The sequence below is a fragment of the Pseudomonas sp. Mb7 genome, from assembly GCF_054790525.1.
Map to the genome: position 1 here is coordinate 2254034 of NZ_CP186501.1, position 17985 is coordinate 2272018.

At 60.7% G+C, this 17985-nt stretch carries 18 protein-coding genes; 15 read left to right on the forward strand and 3 right to left on the reverse strand.

Annotated elements, in window-relative coordinates; genetic code table 11:
- Positions 1–237: 237 nt before the first annotated feature.
- From ACOYXH_RS10390 to ACOYXH_RS10455, 14 genes are all read left to right on the forward strand, one after another.
- Entirely contained in the window at positions 238–594 is a 357-nt protein-coding gene (locus ACOYXH_RS10390) for a c-type cytochrome (protein ID WP_095050693.1), read from the forward strand.
- A 76-nt stretch (positions 595–670) separates the two neighbouring features.
- Positions 671–1999: a D-arabinono-1,4-lactone oxidase gene (locus ACOYXH_RS10395; protein WP_460410869.1), complete on the forward strand. Its 1329-nt coding sequence runs from the start codon at positions 671–673 to the stop codon at positions 1997–1999.
- Positions 2000–2073: 74 nt separating this feature from the next.
- Positions 2074–3282 (forward strand): DSD1 family PLP-dependent enzyme, encoded by a 1209-nt coding sequence (locus ACOYXH_RS10400; RefSeq protein ID WP_460067391.1) that lies wholly within the window; start codon positions 2074–2076, stop codon positions 3280–3282.
- Between the two features lie 261 nt (positions 3283–3543).
- The gene (locus ACOYXH_RS10405; RefSeq protein ID WP_007915478.1) at positions 3544–4155 is read left to right on the forward strand and encodes a transposase; all 612 of its coding nucleotides are present in this window, start codon (positions 3544–3546) and stop codon (positions 4153–4155) included.
- Between the two features lie 56 nt (positions 4156–4211).
- The gene (locus ACOYXH_RS10410; RefSeq protein ID WP_460410647.1) at positions 4212–5810 is read left to right on the forward strand and encodes a ShlB/FhaC/HecB family hemolysin secretion/activation protein; all 1599 of its coding nucleotides are present in this window, start codon (positions 4212–4214) and stop codon (positions 5808–5810) included.
- 14 nt (positions 5811–5824) lie between these two features.
- Positions 5825–7621: a DUF2341 domain-containing protein gene (locus ACOYXH_RS10415; protein ID WP_095050698.1), complete on the forward strand. Its 1797-nt coding sequence runs from the start codon at positions 5825–5827 to the stop codon at positions 7619–7621.
- Between the two features lie 11 nt (positions 7622–7632).
- A complete protein-coding gene (locus tag ACOYXH_RS10420; protein WP_460410649.1) occupies positions 7633–8058 on the forward strand; it encodes an ExbD/TolR family protein in 426 nt (141 codons plus the stop codon).
- A 3-nt stretch (positions 8059–8061) separates the two neighbouring features.
- The gene (locus ACOYXH_RS10425; protein WP_460410650.1) at positions 8062–8766 is read left to right on the forward strand and encodes an energy transducer TonB family protein; all 705 of its coding nucleotides are present in this window, start codon (positions 8062–8064) and stop codon (positions 8764–8766) included.
- 39 nt (positions 8767–8805) lie between these two features.
- A complete protein-coding gene (locus ACOYXH_RS10430; RefSeq protein WP_460410651.1) occupies positions 8806–10503 on the forward strand; it encodes a putative porin in 1698 nt (565 codons plus the stop codon).
- 17 nt (positions 10504–10520) lie between these two features.
- Positions 10521–11150 (forward strand): DNA repair protein, encoded by a 630-nt coding sequence (locus ACOYXH_RS10435; RefSeq protein ID WP_460410652.1) that lies wholly within the window; start codon positions 10521–10523, stop codon positions 11148–11150.
- 17 nt (positions 11151–11167) lie between these two features.
- Positions 11168–11638, forward strand: coding sequence for a YbjN domain-containing protein (locus ACOYXH_RS10440; RefSeq protein WP_095050701.1), 471 nt, complete (start codon positions 11168–11170; stop codon positions 11636–11638).
- Positions 11635–12582, forward strand: a complete 948-nt coding sequence (locus tag ACOYXH_RS10445; RefSeq protein WP_460410653.1) for a peptidylprolyl isomerase — start codon at positions 11635–11637, stop codon at positions 12580–12582. Before ACOYXH_RS10440 ends, ACOYXH_RS10445 begins: the two co-directional genes overlap by 4 nt.
- 157 nt (positions 12583–12739) lie before the next feature.
- The gene (locus tag ACOYXH_RS10450) at positions 12740–13720 is read left to right on the forward strand and encodes a LysR family transcriptional regulator (RefSeq protein ID WP_460410654.1); all 981 of its coding nucleotides are present in this window, start codon (positions 12740–12742) and stop codon (positions 13718–13720) included.
- A gap of 175 nt (positions 13721–13895) precedes the next feature.
- Positions 13896–14414: a GNAT family N-acetyltransferase gene (locus tag ACOYXH_RS10455; protein ID WP_460410655.1), complete on the forward strand. Its 519-nt coding sequence runs from the start codon at positions 13896–13898 to the stop codon at positions 14412–14414.
- A 1-nt stretch (position 14415) separates the two neighbouring features.
- On the opposite strand, the gene ACOYXH_RS10460 is transcribed toward ACOYXH_RS10455, so the two are convergent.
- On the reverse strand, positions 14416–15108 hold the full coding sequence (locus ACOYXH_RS10460) for an aspartate/glutamate racemase family protein (RefSeq protein ID WP_460410656.1): 693 nt from the start codon (positions 15106–15108) through the stop codon (positions 14416–14418).
- Positions 15109–15320: 212 nt separating this feature from the next.
- Between ACOYXH_RS10460 and ACOYXH_RS10465 the strand changes: the two genes are divergently transcribed.
- Entirely contained in the window at positions 15321–15812 is a 492-nt protein-coding gene (locus tag ACOYXH_RS10465) for a hypothetical protein (RefSeq protein WP_460410657.1), read from the forward strand.
- 410 nt (positions 15813–16222) lie between these two features.
- Here ACOYXH_RS10465 and ACOYXH_RS10470 read toward each other — a convergent pair whose 3' ends face one another.
- Both ACOYXH_RS10470 and ccoN read right to left on the reverse strand, forming a co-directional pair.
- Positions 16223–16441, reverse strand: a complete 219-nt coding sequence (locus tag ACOYXH_RS10470; protein WP_095050707.1) for a CcoQ/FixQ family Cbb3-type cytochrome c oxidase assembly chaperone — start codon at positions 16439–16441, stop codon at positions 16223–16225.
- Between the two features lie 18 nt (positions 16442–16459).
- Positions 16460–17887 (reverse strand): cytochrome-c oxidase, cbb3-type subunit I, encoded by a 1428-nt coding sequence (gene ccoN / locus ACOYXH_RS10475; RefSeq protein ID WP_095050758.1) that lies wholly within the window; start codon positions 17885–17887, stop codon positions 16460–16462.
- Positions 17888–17985 lie beyond the last annotated feature (98 nt).

Below are 17985 nucleotides of genomic sequence, written 5' to 3' on the forward strand. Positions count from 1 at the left end.
GCAAAACAGAGCGGACAGGCTTGATGATCGTTCCCACGCTCCGCGTGGGAACGCAGCCCGGGACGCTCTGCGTCCCATTGGAACGCGGAGCGTCCCTTGAGGCATTCCCACGCAGAGCGTGGGAACGATCATCGGGGGGAGAGCTGGCCCCGTTTGCCCCCCTCTCTGGCCTGCAATGCCCTCAACCCGTTGCAGGCGCTGCCGTAAGGTGTGTTCACAACAATAAGCGAGGTCGCTATGCGGGCAATTCGACGGACTTTAATGCTGGCGTTGGCCATGGCGTTGTCTGGCTGCGGCGAAGACCCCAAACCCCCGGTCACCATCCCCAACAACGCCATGCCCAACGACCCGGCACTGGCGCAGATCTACGCCAACAGCTGCCAGCTCTGCCACGCCAATCCCGCCGCCAACGCACCGCTCACCGGTGATCACAAAGCCTGGGAACCGCGCATCCAGCAAGGCACCGACACGCTGCTCGACCACGCCATCAACGGCTATAACGGCATGCCGCCGATGGGCCAGTGCGTCGAATGTTCGGAAGAGCAATTCCTGCAACTGATCGGCTTCATGGCCGACCAGCCGCTCCCACAATAAGGTGCCCGGCATGACGATGGATCTGACACGGCGTCAGTTGTTGCAACGGGCAAGCATCGTCGGTGCGTTCAGTGCGCTGGTGAGTCACCCGGCATTGGGTCAATTGCTGCGCGCGCCACGGCTGATTCCGTGGCGCAACTGGTCGGGCGGGCAGAGTTGCTTGCCGGCGGCGCGGCTGGCGCCGAAAAATCTCGATGAACTGACAGCCGTCATCAAACAAGCGCAAGGCAAGATTCGTCCGGTCGGCTCGGCGCATTCGTTCAGTGCATTGGTGCCTACCGACGGCACGCTGTTGTCGCTGAGCTATTTCAGCGGTCTGCTCGATCACGATGCGAAAACCCTGCAAGCCGAATTCGCCGCCGGCACGCCCATGTCACGCATGGGCCAGCCACTGAAAGACATCGGCCAGGCCCTGCAGAACATGGCCGATATCGATTACCAGACCCTGGCCGGGGCCATTGCCACCTCGACCCACGGCACAGGGAAAAACTTCCAATCCTACTCGGCCCACGTCTGCGGACTGCAATTGGTCACGGCCAATGGCGAGGTGCTCGACTGCGACAGCCAACGCCACCCCGAAGTATTCAACGCCGCCCGCGTCTCCCTCGGTGCGCTCGGTGTCGCCACTAAAATCCGTCTGCAAAACCGCCAGGCATACCGCCTACGCGAACGCCAGTGGATCGCCAAGACCGAGGAACTGCTCGAAGACCTCGACAAGAACACCCGTGAAAACCAGCACTGGGAAATGCTCGTCGTCACGCATTCCGACTACGCCTTGTCCATCGCCCTCAACGAAACCGACGACCCGGAGACGCCGCCGATCAGCCCGGAAGAAGAGGGCGGCAACGAGTTCGTCACCCTGATCGAGAAGATCGACAAATACGGCAGCGACTTTCCCGACCTGCGCCGCACGCTGCTCAACAGCCTGCGCCATCTGGCCAGTTTCGATGACCGCGTCGGCGACTCCTTCGACATCTACGCCAATGTGCGCACAGTGCGGTTCAACGAAATGGAGTATTCAGTGCCTGCCGAACACGGACCGGCCTGCCTGCGCGAAATCCTCAAGCTGATTCAGGATAAGGACCTGCGCACTTGGTTTCCCATCGAGTACCGCTACGTCAAGGCGGATAACATTCCGCTGAGTATGTTCGAGGGCCGCGACAGCTGTTCGATCTCGGTACACCAGCATTATCAGATGGATCATCACAACTTCTTCGCGGCGGTCGAGCCGATCTTCTGGAAGTACAACGGCCGGCCGCATTGGGGCAAGTTGCACTCGCTCAACGCGAAGAACCTGCAACCGCTGTATCCGCGCTGGCGTGAATTTGTCGACGTGCGTCAGGCGCTGGATCCGAGTGGACGGTTTCTCAATGCGCATCTGGCGTCGATATTGGGGGTGAGCTGATGGCGGTCAATCGGCGCAATTTTCTGCTCGGCACGTTGGGTGGCGGTGCTTTGTTGGTCGGCGTTGGCGCGTGGCTGCGGCCGGGCGATCGCGGCGCGCCGTACAGCGAATACTTCCGGGCGCTGAACAAGGAATTGAAGGAAAAGGGGCCTATGCGCCCGGTGCTGCTGATCGATCTGGATCGCCTCGATCACAACATTGATGTGGTGATGCAGTCGATCAAACGCGGCGGCAAACACCTGCGGCTGGTGGAAAAGTCGCTGCCGTCACCGGGACTGTTGAGCTACATCGGGCAACGGGCCGGAACACAAAAGCTGATGTCGTTCCATCAGCCGTTCCTCAATCACGATGCACAGGTGTTTCCGCAGTCCGACATTTTGCTCGGCAAGCCATTGCCGGTACGCTCGGCCGAGCTGTTTTATCAATCCCACAAAGGCTCTTTCGATCCGGCGAAGCAATTGCAATGGCTGCTCGACGGGCCAGAGCGATTGCAGCAATACCTCGCGCTGGCGCAGGGTTTGGGCACACGGATGCGCATCAACATCGAGCTGGATGTCGGCCTGCATCGTGGCGGGGTCAGTGATGTGAATGTCCTTGGGCAGATGCTCACGCTGATCAGCGCCAACCCGCAGCATCTGGAATTCGCCGGGTTCATGGGCTATGACCCGTTTGTGGGCATGGGTGTACCGGGAATACTCGGCTCACCGGAGGAATTGTTCGCCAAGGTCATGGTGATTTATCAGCGTTGCGTCGATTTCACCCGGCAGCAGTTCCCGGCGTTGTGGCACGACGGTTTGTGCCTGAATACCGCCGGCAGCCCGAGTTATCGCATTCACGAAAACGAGAAACTGAGTACCGAGGTTTCCGTGGGCACGGCGATGCTCAAACCGACGCACTACGATTTGCCGTCGCTGACCGAGCATGTGCCCGCGACCTACATCGCCACGCCAGTCTTGAAAAGCACAGGCGCGGTGAATATTCCGGCACTGGATGACAAGTCGAAGCTGTTGTCGTGGTGGGATCAGAATCAGCGCCAGACCTATTTCATCTACGGCGGTAATTGGATGGCCGAGTTCGAATCGCCCCAGGGTTTACAGAGCAACAGCGTCTACGGACGCAGCTCAAATCAAGAGATGGTCAATGGCTCCAACGCCGTGGGCCTGACCATCGAAGATCAAGTCTTCCTGCGCCCGACCCAGACCGAGGCCGTTCTGCTGCAATTCGGCGACCTGCTCGCCGTGCGCGGCGGCAAAATCGTCGACACCTGGCCCGTCTACACCTGACCCAAAATCACCACAAATCCCCTGTAGGAGTGAGCCTGCTCGCGATGGCGTCCTGTCAGTTGATATTTATTTGGCTGACACACCGCTATCGCGAGCAGGCTCACTCCTACATTGGATGTGTGTACACCCATACGCGGTAATGAAGCTTTTATGACAAAAGTTCGGTAGCACATCGCCAGTCCGGTCATGCCTATGTAACGCGCTTGAGGGGCCCAACGGGGCGCTTTTCACAAGCCGAGGCGGGACGCCGGGAGTGAGGCAATGGGGACTATGGAACGCTACTCGAAAGTGGGCATGCAGGAACTCGATCAACGCCTGTCGAAGATCGTCGAAGCCGCGCGCAAGAAGCCGGTTTCGGTGTATCGCTACGGCGCGCCGTGGGTCTGGATTGTCTCGCAGGATGACTGGCAGGGCGCCTTGAAAGAGGTGTCGAGCTACATTCCGCCGGGCCATTCGCTGGTGTTGCTGCGCCCGCAGATCGACGACTTGCTCGACGCCCACCGCGAACTCCTGCACGACCTCAATGCCGAGCCTGGCATGCTGATCCCCGCGCAAACGGTCATGCACATTCTGCTTCTGCAACTGCTGTATTCGGTGCCCAGCGAGCAGCAACTGTATGAACAGCTCAATTACAACCTGTTGTTCCGCTGGTTCGTTGGCCTGGGCCTGAACCAGAAAGTCTGGAGCTTCAACGCCCTCAGTCGCGACATCGCCACGTTGCTCAACGAGCCGCGCGCGGTGCTGCTCATTCAAAAAATCATCGGCGAAGTGTTCTGCGGCGCGTTGCTGCAAATGCCCGAGTTCTCGTTGAACTTCGCGCTTTTGCACACGTGGCTGGGCAAACACGCCTGCGCCTCGACAGCCAGCAATTGACGCCATACACGCGGCGTTCGAAACGCCAACAGGTCATCGCGAATTCAGGGGGTAGTGTGGAACCGATTTTCAAGTCACGGCTGGCGCTGTGGGGCTGGCTGCTGGTGACGGCGGGCGCGCAGCCGGCATTGGCCGAGGAGGCCGCCAACAACGCGGCGGCGCAGCGTCTGGTCGACGTCAACGAATACTTCGTGCGCGGCAACACCGTGCTCGATGCACGGGCGATCGAAGAGGCGGTGTACCCGTTTCTCGGCCCGCAAAAAGCCCTCACGGATATCGAGGGCGCGCGGGACGCGTTGCAAAAGGCCTATCAGCAACGCGGCTATCAATCGGTGTTCGTCGAGCTGCCGGAACAAGCCGTGGCCGACGGTATCGTCTACCTGCAAGTCAGCGAAACCAAGGTCGGCCGGGTACGTGTGGTCGGCGCCAAACACTATTCGCCGCTGGATATCCGCGACGACGTGCCGGGGTTGAAGGAGGGCGAGGTACCGGACTTCGCCAAGGTCCAGGGCGAACTGGCGCAGTTGAACAAAACCCCGGGCCGGCAAGTGATGCCGCTGGTGCGCGAAGGTCAGCGCCCCGGCACCATGGACGTCGATTTGCAGGTCGAAGACCAGAACCCTTGGACCGCCAGTGTTGGCCTCAACAACGATTACAGCGCCGACACCGAGAAGCTGCGCACGGTCACTAGCCTCGGTTACAACAACCTCTGGCAACTCGGCCACAGCATCAACCTGACTTACTTTACCGCGCCGCAGGAAACCGACAACGCCAAGGTCTGGTCGGGTTCGTATACCGCGCCGCTGACGGATCGCTGGAGCGTGCAGTTCTCCGGTTACCAGTCCGACAGCAACGTCGCCACCATCGGTGGCAGCAACGTGCTCGGCAAGGGCCATTCCTATGGCGTCTCGGCGATTTATACGCTGCCCTCCAGCGGCAACTGGTCGAACTCGCTGTCGGCCGGCATCGACTTCAAGGACTTCGACGAACGCCTGACCCTGTCCGGTGAGAGCGACAAAGTCCCGTTGCAATATGCGCCGTTCACCTTCGCCTACAACGGCTATCGCTACACCGAGAAGAGCCAGCTCGGCCTCGGTCTGAGCCTGGTAGCCGCCACTCGTAGCATTTTCGGCTACGGCAGTTCCGACGAAGACTTCGACTACAAACGCTACCGCGCCAAACCGAGTTTCGCCGTGCTCAAGGGCGACACGAATTACACCTGGACCTTCGACAGCGACTGGCAGAGCGCGAGCAAAGCCGCTTTCCAGTTGGCGTCCGGGCCACTGGTTTCCAATGAACAATTCTCCGCCGGCGGCGCGACTTCGGTGCGCGGCTATCTGGCCGCCGAGCGTACCGGCGATGACGGCTTACTGCTCAGCCAGGAACTGCGCACGCCATCGCTGGCCAAGTACGCCGGCACGTGGATGCAGGACTGGCGCTTCTATGCCTTTGCCGAAGGCGCACAACTTTACCTGCGCGACGAACTGCCGGATCAGGACGCCAATTACGCCCTGGCCAGCGTCGGCCTCGGCACTCGCGCCAGTCTGAGCAAATGGCTGTCCGGCAGCCTCGACTGGGGCTATCCGTTACTCGAAGGGCCGAACACCTCGAAGCAGGAATCGCGCCTGCACTTCAACCTTCAAGCCACTTTCTGACAAGGAGCACGTTCATGCAGCGCCTCTTCCTTTCGTTGTTGATCTGCCTGGGCTTCGTGCTCCCGGCCACGGCTCAGGCCTGGTGGCAGGACGACTGGCACTACCGCAAACAGATCGCCGTCGACACCACGCCGCAAGGTGCGGCGATCAATCAGGCTCTTGGCCGCACTGCGCTGCTGGTGCGCCTGCACACCGGCAACTTCACCTTCGATGGGGTGAAAGAGGACGGCGCGGACCTGCGCTTTGTCGCCGCCGATGACAAAACCGTGCTCAACCACCAGGTCGAAAGTTTTGATGCGCTGATGGGCATGGCGCTGATCTGGGTCGATGTACCGAATGTCGAGGGCGGTCAGCGCCAGGACATCTGGATGTACTACGGCAATCAGAAGGCCCCGGCGACCGGCAACGGCCAGCTGACCTTTGACCCGAATTACACCGCGCTGTATCACTTCGACGGCGCCACCGGCACCCCGGCCAAAGACACCACGGCCTACGGCAATACCGCACAAAGCGCGACCGGCGCGGCGATTGACGGTGTAGTAGGGCGCGCCTTGCAGTTCAGCGGCCAGCCGTTGCTGCTGCCGGCAAGTCCTTCGCTGCAACACAACGCTGGTAGCGCATTCACCTTCAGTGCCTGGCTGCGACTTGATCAGGCCAGTGGCGAGCAACTGATTCTCGCCCGTCGCGAAGGCGCCAACAGTCTATTGATCGGAGCAAACCAAGGCGTGCCGTTTGTGGAGATCGATGGCCAACGCGCCGTCGCCACGCAAGCGCTGAATCCGGGCCAATGGCAGCACGTTGCGCTGACTGCTGAAGGCTCCAAAGTGACCCTGTTCATCAATGGTCGCGAAGCCGCCACGCTTGCCCAGGCGATGCCGGCCTTCAATTCGGTCATGGCCATCGGCGCTGACGTGCACGAAGGCCCGTTCCAGCCGTTCGTGGGCGCTATCGATGAATTGCGCCTGTCGAAAGTGTCACGTCCGGCAGCGCTGTTGCTGGCCGACGCCACCTCGCAAGGTGCCGAGTCGAAACTGGTGGCTTACGGTGTCGACGAAGAACAGTCCGGTTTCGGTTTCGGCAGCCTCGGTTTCCTGCTCAACGCCGTGCCCATCGACGCCTGGGTGATCATCGCCGTGCTGGTGCTGATGATGTTCCAGTCGTGGATCATCATGCTGCGCAAGAACCGCAGCCTCAGCCGTGTCACTGCCGCCAACGAAGATTTCCGCGTGCAGTTCGCCAAAGTCGGCACGCGTCTGGAGATGTTCGCCGACGACGCGCAACTCGCCCAACGTCTGCAGCATTCGTCGCTGTGGCGTCTGTATCTGGTAGCGGTGAAAGAGATCCGCACCCGTCGCGAGCAGGGCGCCGATACCTCGTCGGTGTCAGCGGCCACCATCGAAGCCATTCGTTGCTCCATGGACGGCGTGCGCACCCGCGAAAACCAGCAACTGAGTTCGAAACTCTCGACCCTGTCCAACGCCATCGCCGGCGGCCCGTACATCGGCCTGCTCGGCACCGTGCTGGGGATCATGGTGGTGTTCCTCGGCACGGCGATGGCCGGCGACGTCAACATCAACGCTATCGCTCCCGGTATGGCTGCTGCTTTGCTCGCCACCGCCATGGGCCTGTTCGTCGCGATCCCGGCGTTGTTTGGCTACAACCGCCTGATCACCCGCAACAAGGAAGTCAGCGCCGACATGCGCGTGTTCGTCGACGAGTTCATCACCCGTCTGGCTGAGATGCACGGCGAGAGCCAGTTCAGTGAAGCGTCGCATCGCGGCCATCACGCCAACCACTCCGTACCGGCCTGAGGAGCACTGACATGGCGTCTGTAAATGCCTCCCACGACGATGATGACGATGCCGCGGTGGACAGCATCAACATCACGCCCCTGGTCGACGTGCTGATGGTGGTGCTGGTGATGTTCATCCTCACCGCCACCGCGCAGGTCTCCGGGATCCAGATCGACCTGCCCAAGGCCAGCGCTTCGGTGTCACTGTCCGAGGCCAAGACCAAGGCGATCTCGGTTAACGACGGCGGCCAGGTGTTCCTAGACGCCTACCCGGTGACGCTGGCCGAACTGGAAGAGCGCCTGCGCATCGAGAAAGCGCAGAGCCCGGATTTCCCGGTGATCGTGCGCGGCGACGCCACGGTGCAATACCAGAAAGTCATCGAAGTGCTGGATCTGTTGCGCCGGCTCGAACTGTCCCAGGTCGGTCTTGTGACCGGCAAACCGAGTCAGGGCTGAGTCATGACCGCACAACTCCCGATCGAGCCGCTGCCGGTGAAAAAGCCAGCGCTGCGTTACGCGAAGTGGGGCGCCGGCTTGCTGATCGGCGCGCTCGCTGCGTGGTTTCTGTGGCAGTGGGCCAACGACATGAGCGGCATCCGCCGCGAAGCGCCGAAGGTGCCAACGATCATTCCGTTGCCACCTCCGCCACCACCGCCGCCAGAAAAACCGCCGGAGCCGGAAACCCCGGTCGAAGAAAAAGTCGTCGAGCCCGAGCCAACGCCGGAACCGGAAGAGGTCAAGCCCGAGGAAGAAGCACCGCCATCACCGGCGGACGATCTGGCCAATCCGATGCAAATGGACGGCGATGCGCAGTCCGGTAACGACGCTTTCAACATTGGCGCGGGCAAGGGCGGCGGCATGGCCGGGACCGGCGGCGGGCGTCTGGGCACGGGGACGTACAGCCAGTTTCTGGCGTTCACCTTCCAGCGTTTGCTCCGTGAGAACCCTGAGCTGCGCAACCTCGCGTTCTCGCTGCAGGCCGATGTCTGGCTGAGCAGCGTTGGCGAGATCACCCGGGTCGAGCTGATCAAGTCCAGCGGCAATCCCGAAATCGATACCCAGGTGCTGGCGGCGCTGCGCGGTGCCCCGGTGCTGAGCGAACGGCCACCGGCCTCCATCACTTTGCCTGTGCGCCTGTCCCTGCAAGGGCGGCGTCCGGGTTAATTCACTTATTTACGCTTTGCCAAAAGGAGTTGTGTGCAGATGATTTCCAACGTGAATCGATTGTCCCTGGCGGTCGGCATGGTCATTGCGACCCTGGTCGGTCAGGCCGTGGCAGCGCCTGCGCCCTCGGAGAACGCCACGATCAATCTGATCCGCTTGCTGGTCGAGCAGGGCATTCTGAAACAGGACAAGGCCGACGCGCTGATCGCTCAGGCGCAGAACGAAGCGGCCCAGGCCAAACAGGCCGCCGCATCCACCGCAGTCGCGGCCGGGCCGGTCGCTGCGCCGGGCGACGTCCGAGTGCAATACGTGCCGGCAGCGGTGCGCGACCAGATCCGCGACCAGGTCAAAGCCGAAGTCATGGCCACCGCCAAACAGGAAAACTGGGCCGCGCCCAACAGCTTCCCGGAATGGGCTGCGCGCATCAGTTTCGACGGCGACATTCGCTTGCGCAACGAATCGCGCTACTACTCTGACAGCAACAGCAACGAGGTCGTCGACTTCGCCAAGCTCAACAACAATGGCCCGTACGACGTTAACCCGAACAGCAGCACCAATCTGCCGCCACTGCTCAACACCCGCGAAGACCGCACCAACCAGTTCCGCATCCGCGCACGGCTGGGCATGAAAGCCGAGATCTCGCCGCAATGGACTGCCGGCATTCGCATCGGCACCGGCTCGGACAACAACCCGGTATCGACCACACAAAGCCTCGGCGGCGGTTTCGCCAAAAAGGACATCTGGCTCGATCAGGGCTACCTCAACTGGAAGCCTACGGATGAATTGACCCTTACCGGCGGGCGCTTTGCCAACCCGTTCATGTCCACCGACATGCTCTATTCCAACGATTTGAATTTCGACGGCGTGGCAGCGATTTTCGACCACAAGCTCAACCGCGATTGGGGTGTGTTCGGCACCGTCGGTGCGTTCCCGGTGGACTACACCAACGACACCGCCAGCAGCAACGGCTTTGACAAGGAAGAGAGCGACAACAAGTGGCTGTACGGCGCGCAGATCGGCGCCAAGTGGGCGATCAACAGCAACAACCGTTTGAAAGGCGCACTGGCGTACTACCGCTTCGACGACATTCAAGGCCAGCGCTCCAGCCCTTGCGAACCGTGGGCCGGCGCGCCAGGTTGCGACAGCGATGGCAGCCGCGCAGCGTTCATGCAGAAGGGCAACAGCGTGTTCCTGCTGCGCGACATCACGCCGAACCCGCTCAACCCGACCACCACGCCGCAGCCGCAGTTTGTTGGCCTCGCTTCGGAATTCAACCTGCTTGATCTGAACATGGTCTGGGATGCTGACCTGCCAGAAGATTTCAAACTGCGCAGCCAGGGCAACTACATCCACAACCTCGCCTACGACGAAGGCGACATGCGCAAGCGCTCGGCCGGGCAGATCGTCAACAACCTCGACAGCAACGGCGACATCGAAAGCGGCGCCAATGCGTGGATGGTGCAGTTCACCCTCGGCAGCGCGCTGGACCTGAAAAAGCAGGGCGACTGGAACATGTTCGCTGGCTACAAGTACATCCAGCCGGACGCCTTGCCGGACGGCTTCAACGACTCGTCGTTCCACCTCGGCGGCACCAACGCCAAGGGTTATTTCATCGGCGGCAACTACGGTCTGGCGAAGAACGTTTACGCGACCGGTCGCTGGATGAGTACCGAAGCGGTGTACGGCGCGCCGTTCGACATCGACGTCTTGCAGCTTGAGATCAACACGCGCTTCTAAGGCGCCGGGAGAGGGTTATGAAAACGCGATTTGTGTTGCTCGGGCTCGGGCTGTTGATTGCCACCGGGGTGAATGCCGAAGGCATGGAAGAGCGCCTGCGCACGCAATTGCGCAGCACCACGCAACAGTTGCAGGCCCTGCAAAGTCAGCAGGCCCAGGCCAGCGCCGCGCAACTGGCGGCGCAGAACGAGGTCAAGGCTGCGCAGGCGCAAATCAAGCAATTGAGCGCTGAGCTGGCCAAGGCCAAAGGCGTCGTCGAGCAATTGGCCGGGCAGCAACAGAGCCTGCACAGCCAGGCGCAGGCGCAAGTGGCGGCCAGCGTCGAGCAGACCGGCAAGTTCAAAAAGGCCTATGACGAGTTGCTGGTGCTGGCCCGTGCCAAAGAAGCAGAACGGTCTAAGCTTCAAGCGCAATTGGCTGAACGTGACACACAAGTGCAGCAATGTTCAGTCAAGAATCAGCAGATGTACGGCGTCGCCAAGCAGATCCTCACTGCCTACGAAAACATCGACGTGGCCGAGGTGATGAAGATCCGCCAGCCCTTCGCGGGCAGCGCCCGGGTCAAGTTCGATGAACTGGCTCAGGGGTTTGGCGATGACCTTTACAAGACTCAATTCGACGCGCCGCAAGCCGCGCTCACGCACTGATAGACAAGGAAGAAGTAATGACTCAATTGATCAGCCACGTATCGCCAAAATCTCTGACCGAAGTCCTGCAAGCTGCGGGTTATCGCGTCAACGAAACCGAGCAGAACGGTATTGTTCAGTTGCTCAGCGCCAGTCAGGGCATTGGTTACGCCGTGCGATTCGGCAATCCGGCGGTGGAGCAGGGCAGTTACGTCGATTTCACTTTCAGCTGTGCGCTGCGGGTGCAGGGTGAGTTGCCACAGGGTGTGGCCGAGCAGTGGAACGCGAGCCGTCGTTTTGCGCGTTTGTCGTTGCAGGGCGAGTTTCTGGTGATGGAAATGGATGTGGTCGTGGCAGCGGGCGTGAGCAACGATCACCTGCGCGGCAACCTGGAATTGTGGGATCGCCTGTTGCAGGAATTTATCGTTTATCTGCGTGATTTCACCCAAGCTGCGCAAGCATCCACCGCGAAAGTGGCTGTCGCCGAGCAAGAGGAAGTCGCGCTGTGAAAAAGCCTGCCATGGTGATCAGCGCTGCTGCAGTGGCGCTGTTGGTGGTGGCCGTGGCGCTGGTGGTGCGGCCGGGCAGTGACCCGGTCGCCGCCCAGCAATCGTCGTCGGTGACGGCGGTTGCAACGGGGCCGGCGGTGGCGCGGTTGGGTAATCAGCAGGTAACCCCTGCGGAACTTCAGGCGTTGCTGGCTACAGTTTCGCCGGAAACCCGCGAACAATTGCGCGGTAATCGTGAGGCGCTGGAACGGTGGATTCGCACGCGTCTGGCCGAGAAAGCGGTGCTGGAGCAGGCTGATGCGCAGGGTTGGGCGCAGCGTCCCGAGGTTGCGCGGCAGACCCGGGCAGCGACTGAGCAGATCGTGTTCCGTGATTACTTGCGTTCGGTCAGTGAAGTGCCGGCGGATTATCCGAGTGCGGCTGAGTTGCAGCAGGCTTATGACTCAGGCAAGGCGAATTGGCAGACGCCGGCGTTGTATCGGGTCAGTCAGATTTTCCTTGGGGTGAATGATCCGCAGAATCTTGAGTCGGTGCGCAAGCAGGCGCTTGAATTGAGCAAGAAAGCTCAGGCAACGCCGGCGGAATTTGCCGCACTGGCCACTCAGTATTCACAGGATCGTGTCACCGCTGAACGCGGCGGCGATACGGGCCTGCAACCGTTGCCGCAACTGGTCCCGGAGGTGCGTGGTGCAGTGGCGCGGCTCAAGGTTGGCGCGGTTTCTGATCCCGTCCAGAGCGCCGCCGGATTCCACGTGATCAAGCTCACCGAGCAACAACCCGCCCGTACCGCAACCCTCGATGAACTGCGTGATCAGCTAACCGAGGCCTTGCGTGCTCAACGTCAGGAACAGATCGCCCAAGCCTACTTGGACGGCATGCTCAACACTGCAACGCTGAGCATTGACGGCGCGGAGCTCAACAAAGTCCTGGAGGAAAAACACTGATTTCACCTTCACCACAAACCCCCTGTAGGAGTGAGCCTGCTCGCGATAGCGGTGTGTCAGGTTAAGAAATGTCGACTGACACACCGCTATCGCGAGCAGGCTCACTCCTACAGGGAGCTGCGTAAAGGCAACTACAAAGATCGACAGGGAGTCATCGATGTCATTCACCGAACCCGCAGGACGACAGGGCAACCACGATTACCACTGGCCGCACGACCACAGCGAACCGTGGCTCGCACATGCTGCGACCATTGACGCCGACGTCGCCCAATACTTCCTGGTCAGCGCCCGCTGCGGTTGCTTCATGCAAGCCGCGCGCAGCCTCAACGTGCGCGCAACCTTGTTGCGCAAACAACTGGCCCAGCTTGAGCAAGAACTGCAACACACCCTGTTCAGCTTTCAGGGCAGCGCCTTGAGCCTCACTCGCGAAGGCCAACAGCTACAGGCCAAACTCATAGCGCTGGCCAACGAACGCAAACTGCCGGTGATCGAGCAACCATTGATCCGCCTCGCCGTCGCCGAATCGATCCTCCACGACATCCTCGGCCGCGACCTCATCGCGCTGCTGCGGCGCAACGCCAGCGTACGCCTGGAAATCATCGCGCTGGACAGCGAGTTGTCCCTGCGTGCCGTCAGCGCCGACATCGTTCTCTGGCTCGCCCACGGCGAAACCCCACACCCCGGACCGACCTTCGCCACCAGCGAGCCGCAAGCGCTGGCACGCCTCGACTACCTGCCACACATCGCCAAACGCTACTCCCGCGTCACCGCCCGCCCGGACACCCCCGACGACCTCGCCGACTTCATGCTGGTGCAATGGCAGCATGATCGGCAAATCGACAGTTTTCGTCCGTGGAATGAGTTGGTTGAACAGCGGTTGGCCGGGGTGGTGCAGATGCAGTCTTATGAGTTGATGCTGGAGATGATTCGTTGCAGCGCTTGCATCGGGTTGTTGCCGGCGTACATGAGCCGGTTTGATAGGGGCCTGATCGCGCTGCCGGGGTTGTTTAAAGAGCCGATGCAATTGCAGGCATGGCTGGCGGTCAATGCCGATTCGCAGAATGTGGCCGAAGTGCAGACCCTAACCGACCTCATCCACCACACCTTCAATGAACGTCACGAATGGTTCCAGCCCTGATGCATTCCTCTGTAGGAGTGAGCCTGCTCGCGAAAGCGGTGTGTCAGATTGATCAATGTTGACTGACACACCGCTTTCGCGAGCAGGCTCACTCCTACAAGTGTTTACCTATGGCAGATGAGGTGTTCAGCGGTTTAGAGTGGACGGCCACTCATCGATCCAGGAAGGATCCGCCATGCCAGACCACGACCCCGCCATCCACCTCGAACGCTTCAACGAATCCCACATCGAGGGTATCACTGCGCTCTACAACGACCCGGCCGTGGCGCGGCAGGTGCTGCAGATGCCGTTTCAGTCCGTTGAGGTCTGGCGCCAGCGCCTGCTGGCGGACAACGAACGGGCGGTGAAGCTGGTTGCGCTGCATCAGGGCGTGGTGATCGGCAACCTCGGGCTGGAGGCGTATTCGCGGATGCGTCGGGCGCACGCTGGCAGTTTCGGTATGGGCGTTGCGGTGGCGTGGCAGGGCAAAGGCGTGGGCTCGACGCTGTTGGCGGCGGCGCTGGAGGTTGCCGACAACTGGATGAATCTGCACCGTGTCGAACTCACGGTCTATGCCGACAACGAAGCGGCCATCGGCCTCTACCGCAAGTTCGGTTTCGAGGACGAAGGTCTGTTCCGCGATTACGCGGTGCGCGACGGGCAATGGGTCGACACCCTGAGCATGGCCCGCCTGCGCACTCGCCCGAAAACCTGAGTCAGGCGCCCAGCGCGAACGCCACCGCCGACTGCGCATGCAGTTCGGTGGTGTCGAGCAGGGGCAGGGCGCTGTGCTCGGGTTTGATCAACATGCCAATTTCCGTGCAGCCGAGGATGATCGCCTGCGCGCCGCGCGCGGTGAGGGATTCGATCACCCGCTGGTAGATCTGCCGCGACTGATCGCTGATCACACCGACGCAGAGTTCGTCGTAGATGATCCGGTGCACATCCTTGCGCTCTGTTTCGTCCGGCACTAACACGGTCAAACCCTTGGCGACCAGGCGTTGCTTGAGGAAATCCTGTTCCATGGTGAATGCGGTGCCGAGCAATCCGACCGTGCGTGCATCTATGTTCAGAGCCGCCTGTGCGGCCGGTTCGGCAATGTGCAGAAACGGAATGCTGATCGCCGCCTGAATCTGTTCGGCGACTTTGTGCATGGTGTTGGTACACAGCACGACGCATTCGGCGCCGCCGACTTCAAGCCTGCGCGCGGCGTCCACCAGAATTGCCGCCGCATCGTCCCAGCGTCCAGCGTGCTGTGCCTGTTCGACCGGGCCGAAGTCGACGCTGTACATCAGCAATTGCGCCGAGCGCAGCGGCCCGAGACGATCACGGACTTGCTGATTGATGAGTCGATAGTATTCGGCGCTGGATTCCCAGCTCATGCCGCCGATCAGGCCGATGGTGCGCATTGGATGTCCTCAGGCAAATGACAGTGTCGAGCGTTCAGGTCTGCCCGGAGTTTCCTTTTCTTCACACTTCGATGCCAGCAGCAAGTGACTGTACCGCTGATCTTTCACGCAAGTGTCATGGTGCTTTATCGGGGCGGGTGCAGGTTAAACGTACGCCGGGGCTGGTATCTGCCACTATCGACGTTTGCAGGTCCTTTCCGAGGAACACCGCTATGGACGATGTACAGCAACTGGGCGAGATGCTTCGTCATTACGCCGAAAGCGAAGCGCACAAGAAGCAACTGTTCGAGACGCAATCGGCTGCTTGGGCCACGCGGATTACCGCGCTGTTCGGGGAGATTCAGCAATGGCTGGAACCCGTGCAGGCGCCGAATCTGCTGGAGGTGAGTCGTGAGGCGTATGTCGCGTTCGGGCCGAGTACACCGGTGGAAACATCGACCTTCAAGACCGAGAAACTGAGCATCGTGATTGCCGGCAAACCGGTGGAGTTCGTGCCGGATGTTATGGGCAGTGGCGGGCAGATTTCGCTTGCGGTGATGGGGCTGACGGCGGCGCGGTATGGCAGCATTTCACTGGTGGGATTGCCGGACGGCACCTGGCAGTGGCGCAAGACCAATGGTTTGAAGGATCCGGATACGCTTGCCTTTGACGCCAATTTCCTTGCCCAGCAGTTGCAGAGCCTGATTCCTCGCGATCGTAGTTAAGATCAAGAGCTACCCCCTCACCCCAGCCCTCTCCCCCCAAGGGGGCGAGGGGGAAAGGGAGCCGATCTTCGTTGTTTATGAGATTGCATTCACCTTGGATTTTTCAGGCCGACGTAACTCGAATAATCAACTCGGTCAGTTCCCTCTACCTCAGGGGGCGAGGGGGAAAGGGAGCCGATCTTCGTTGTTTTTGAGATTGCATTCACCTTAGATATTTCAAGTCGGCGTAACCCGAACAAACAACTCGGTCAGTTCCCTCTCCCCCAGGGGGAGAGGGCGCCGATCTTCATTGTTTGTGAGATTGCATTCACCTTAGATATTGCAGGTCGACGTGCCCTGAACAAACAACTCGGTCAGTTCCCTCTCCCTCTGGGAGAGGGCTAGGGTGAGGGCTGCCCGACTGACACCCCTCACATATCAAGATTCACCCACCCCGGCTTCGCCACCTCCGGCGCCACCGCTTTCACGGTTTTCCCGGTAGCCAGCTCCACCCGCCGCGCCACCTCCGGATCATCGGCAAACGGCACCATACTCGCTTCATCCAGGCTGTCCGCCGTCTCCCGTCGCAAGCAGTACTCAACCGCCAGCCACAGAAACATCACGCCCAACACATCAAAGAAAATCTCCATCACGAGCGGCTCCCTGCCTCAGGCGATCTGCGCTTCACTGCGCGCCAGTGCAACGTCGGCCACCCGCACCGTACGCCACACGTTGTAGGCCATCAGCAACATCCCGGTAAGGAAGAACACCCCGCCAGCAAAGCGCACGATGAACCCCGGATGACTGGCCTGCAGCGCCTCGACGAATGAATAGGTCAGCGTGCCGTCCTCGTTGATCGCCCGCCACATCAGGCCCTGGGTGATGCCGTTGACCCACATCGAAGCGATGTACAACACCGTGCCGATGGTCGCCAGCCAGAAGTGCAGGTTGATCAGCGGCGTGCTGTACATCTGCTCGCGGCCAAACACTTTGGGCACCATGTGATAAGTCGCACCGAAGGTGATCATCGCCACCCAGCCCAACGCGCCGGCGTGAACGTGGCCGATTGTCCAGTCGGTGTAGTGGGAGAGGGCGTTGACGGTTTTGATCGCCATCATCGGCCCTTCGAAGGTCGACATGCCGTAGAACGCCAGCGACAGCACGAGGAAGCGCAGGATCGGGTCGGTGCGCAACTTATGCCAGGCGCCGGACAAGGTCATCATGCCGTTGATCATCCCGCCCCAGCTCGGCGCCAGCAGGATCAGTGACATGGCCATGCCCAGCGACTGCGCCCAGTCCGGCAGCGCGGTGTAATGCAAATGGTGCGGCCCGGCCCAGATGTACAGGGTGATCAGCGCCCAGAAATGCACAATCGACAACCGGTACGAATACACCGGCCGATTGACCTGTTTCGGCACGAAGTAATACATCATGCCGAGGAAGCCTGTGGTCAGGAAGAAACCCACGGCGTTGTGCCCGTACCACCACTGCACCATCGCATCGGTGGCGCCGGAATACACCGGATACGACTTGAACCAGTCCACCGGAATCGACAGGTGATTGACCACGTGCAACATGGCGATCACCAGGATGAACGCACCAAAAAACCAGTTGCCGACGTAGATGTGTTTGGTCTTGCGCTGCACCACGGTGGTGAAAAACACAATGGCGTAAGCGACCCAGACGACAGCCATCCACACCGCGCCGGAGAATTCGATCTCGGCGTATTCCTTGGTGGTGGTGTAGCCCAGCGGCAGGGTGATCAGCATGACCACAATCACCGATTGCCAGCCCCAGAAGGTGAACGCGGCGAGTTTGTCTGAATACAGCCGCACCTGGCAGGTGCGCTGCACTGCGTAGTAGCTGGCGGCGAATTGCGCGCTGCCGGCGAAACCGAAAATCACCAGGCTGGTGTGCAGCGGTCGCAGTCGGCCGAAGGTGGTCCACGGCAGGTCCAGATTCATCTCTGGCCACACCAGTTGCGAGGCGATCAACACGCCCATCGCCATGCCCACCACACCCCAGAAAATTGTGGCAATGACGAATTGGCGGACGACCTTGTAGTTATAAGCCTGTCCGATTGTTGCTGTGCTCATGGTCAGTTCATCCACGGTTGCAAAGTCTTGCCAGGCCACCCGGTCTGGCATGAGCTGCACTGTAGAAACCCCGTCAGAAACAAAACAGGCTCAGGAAT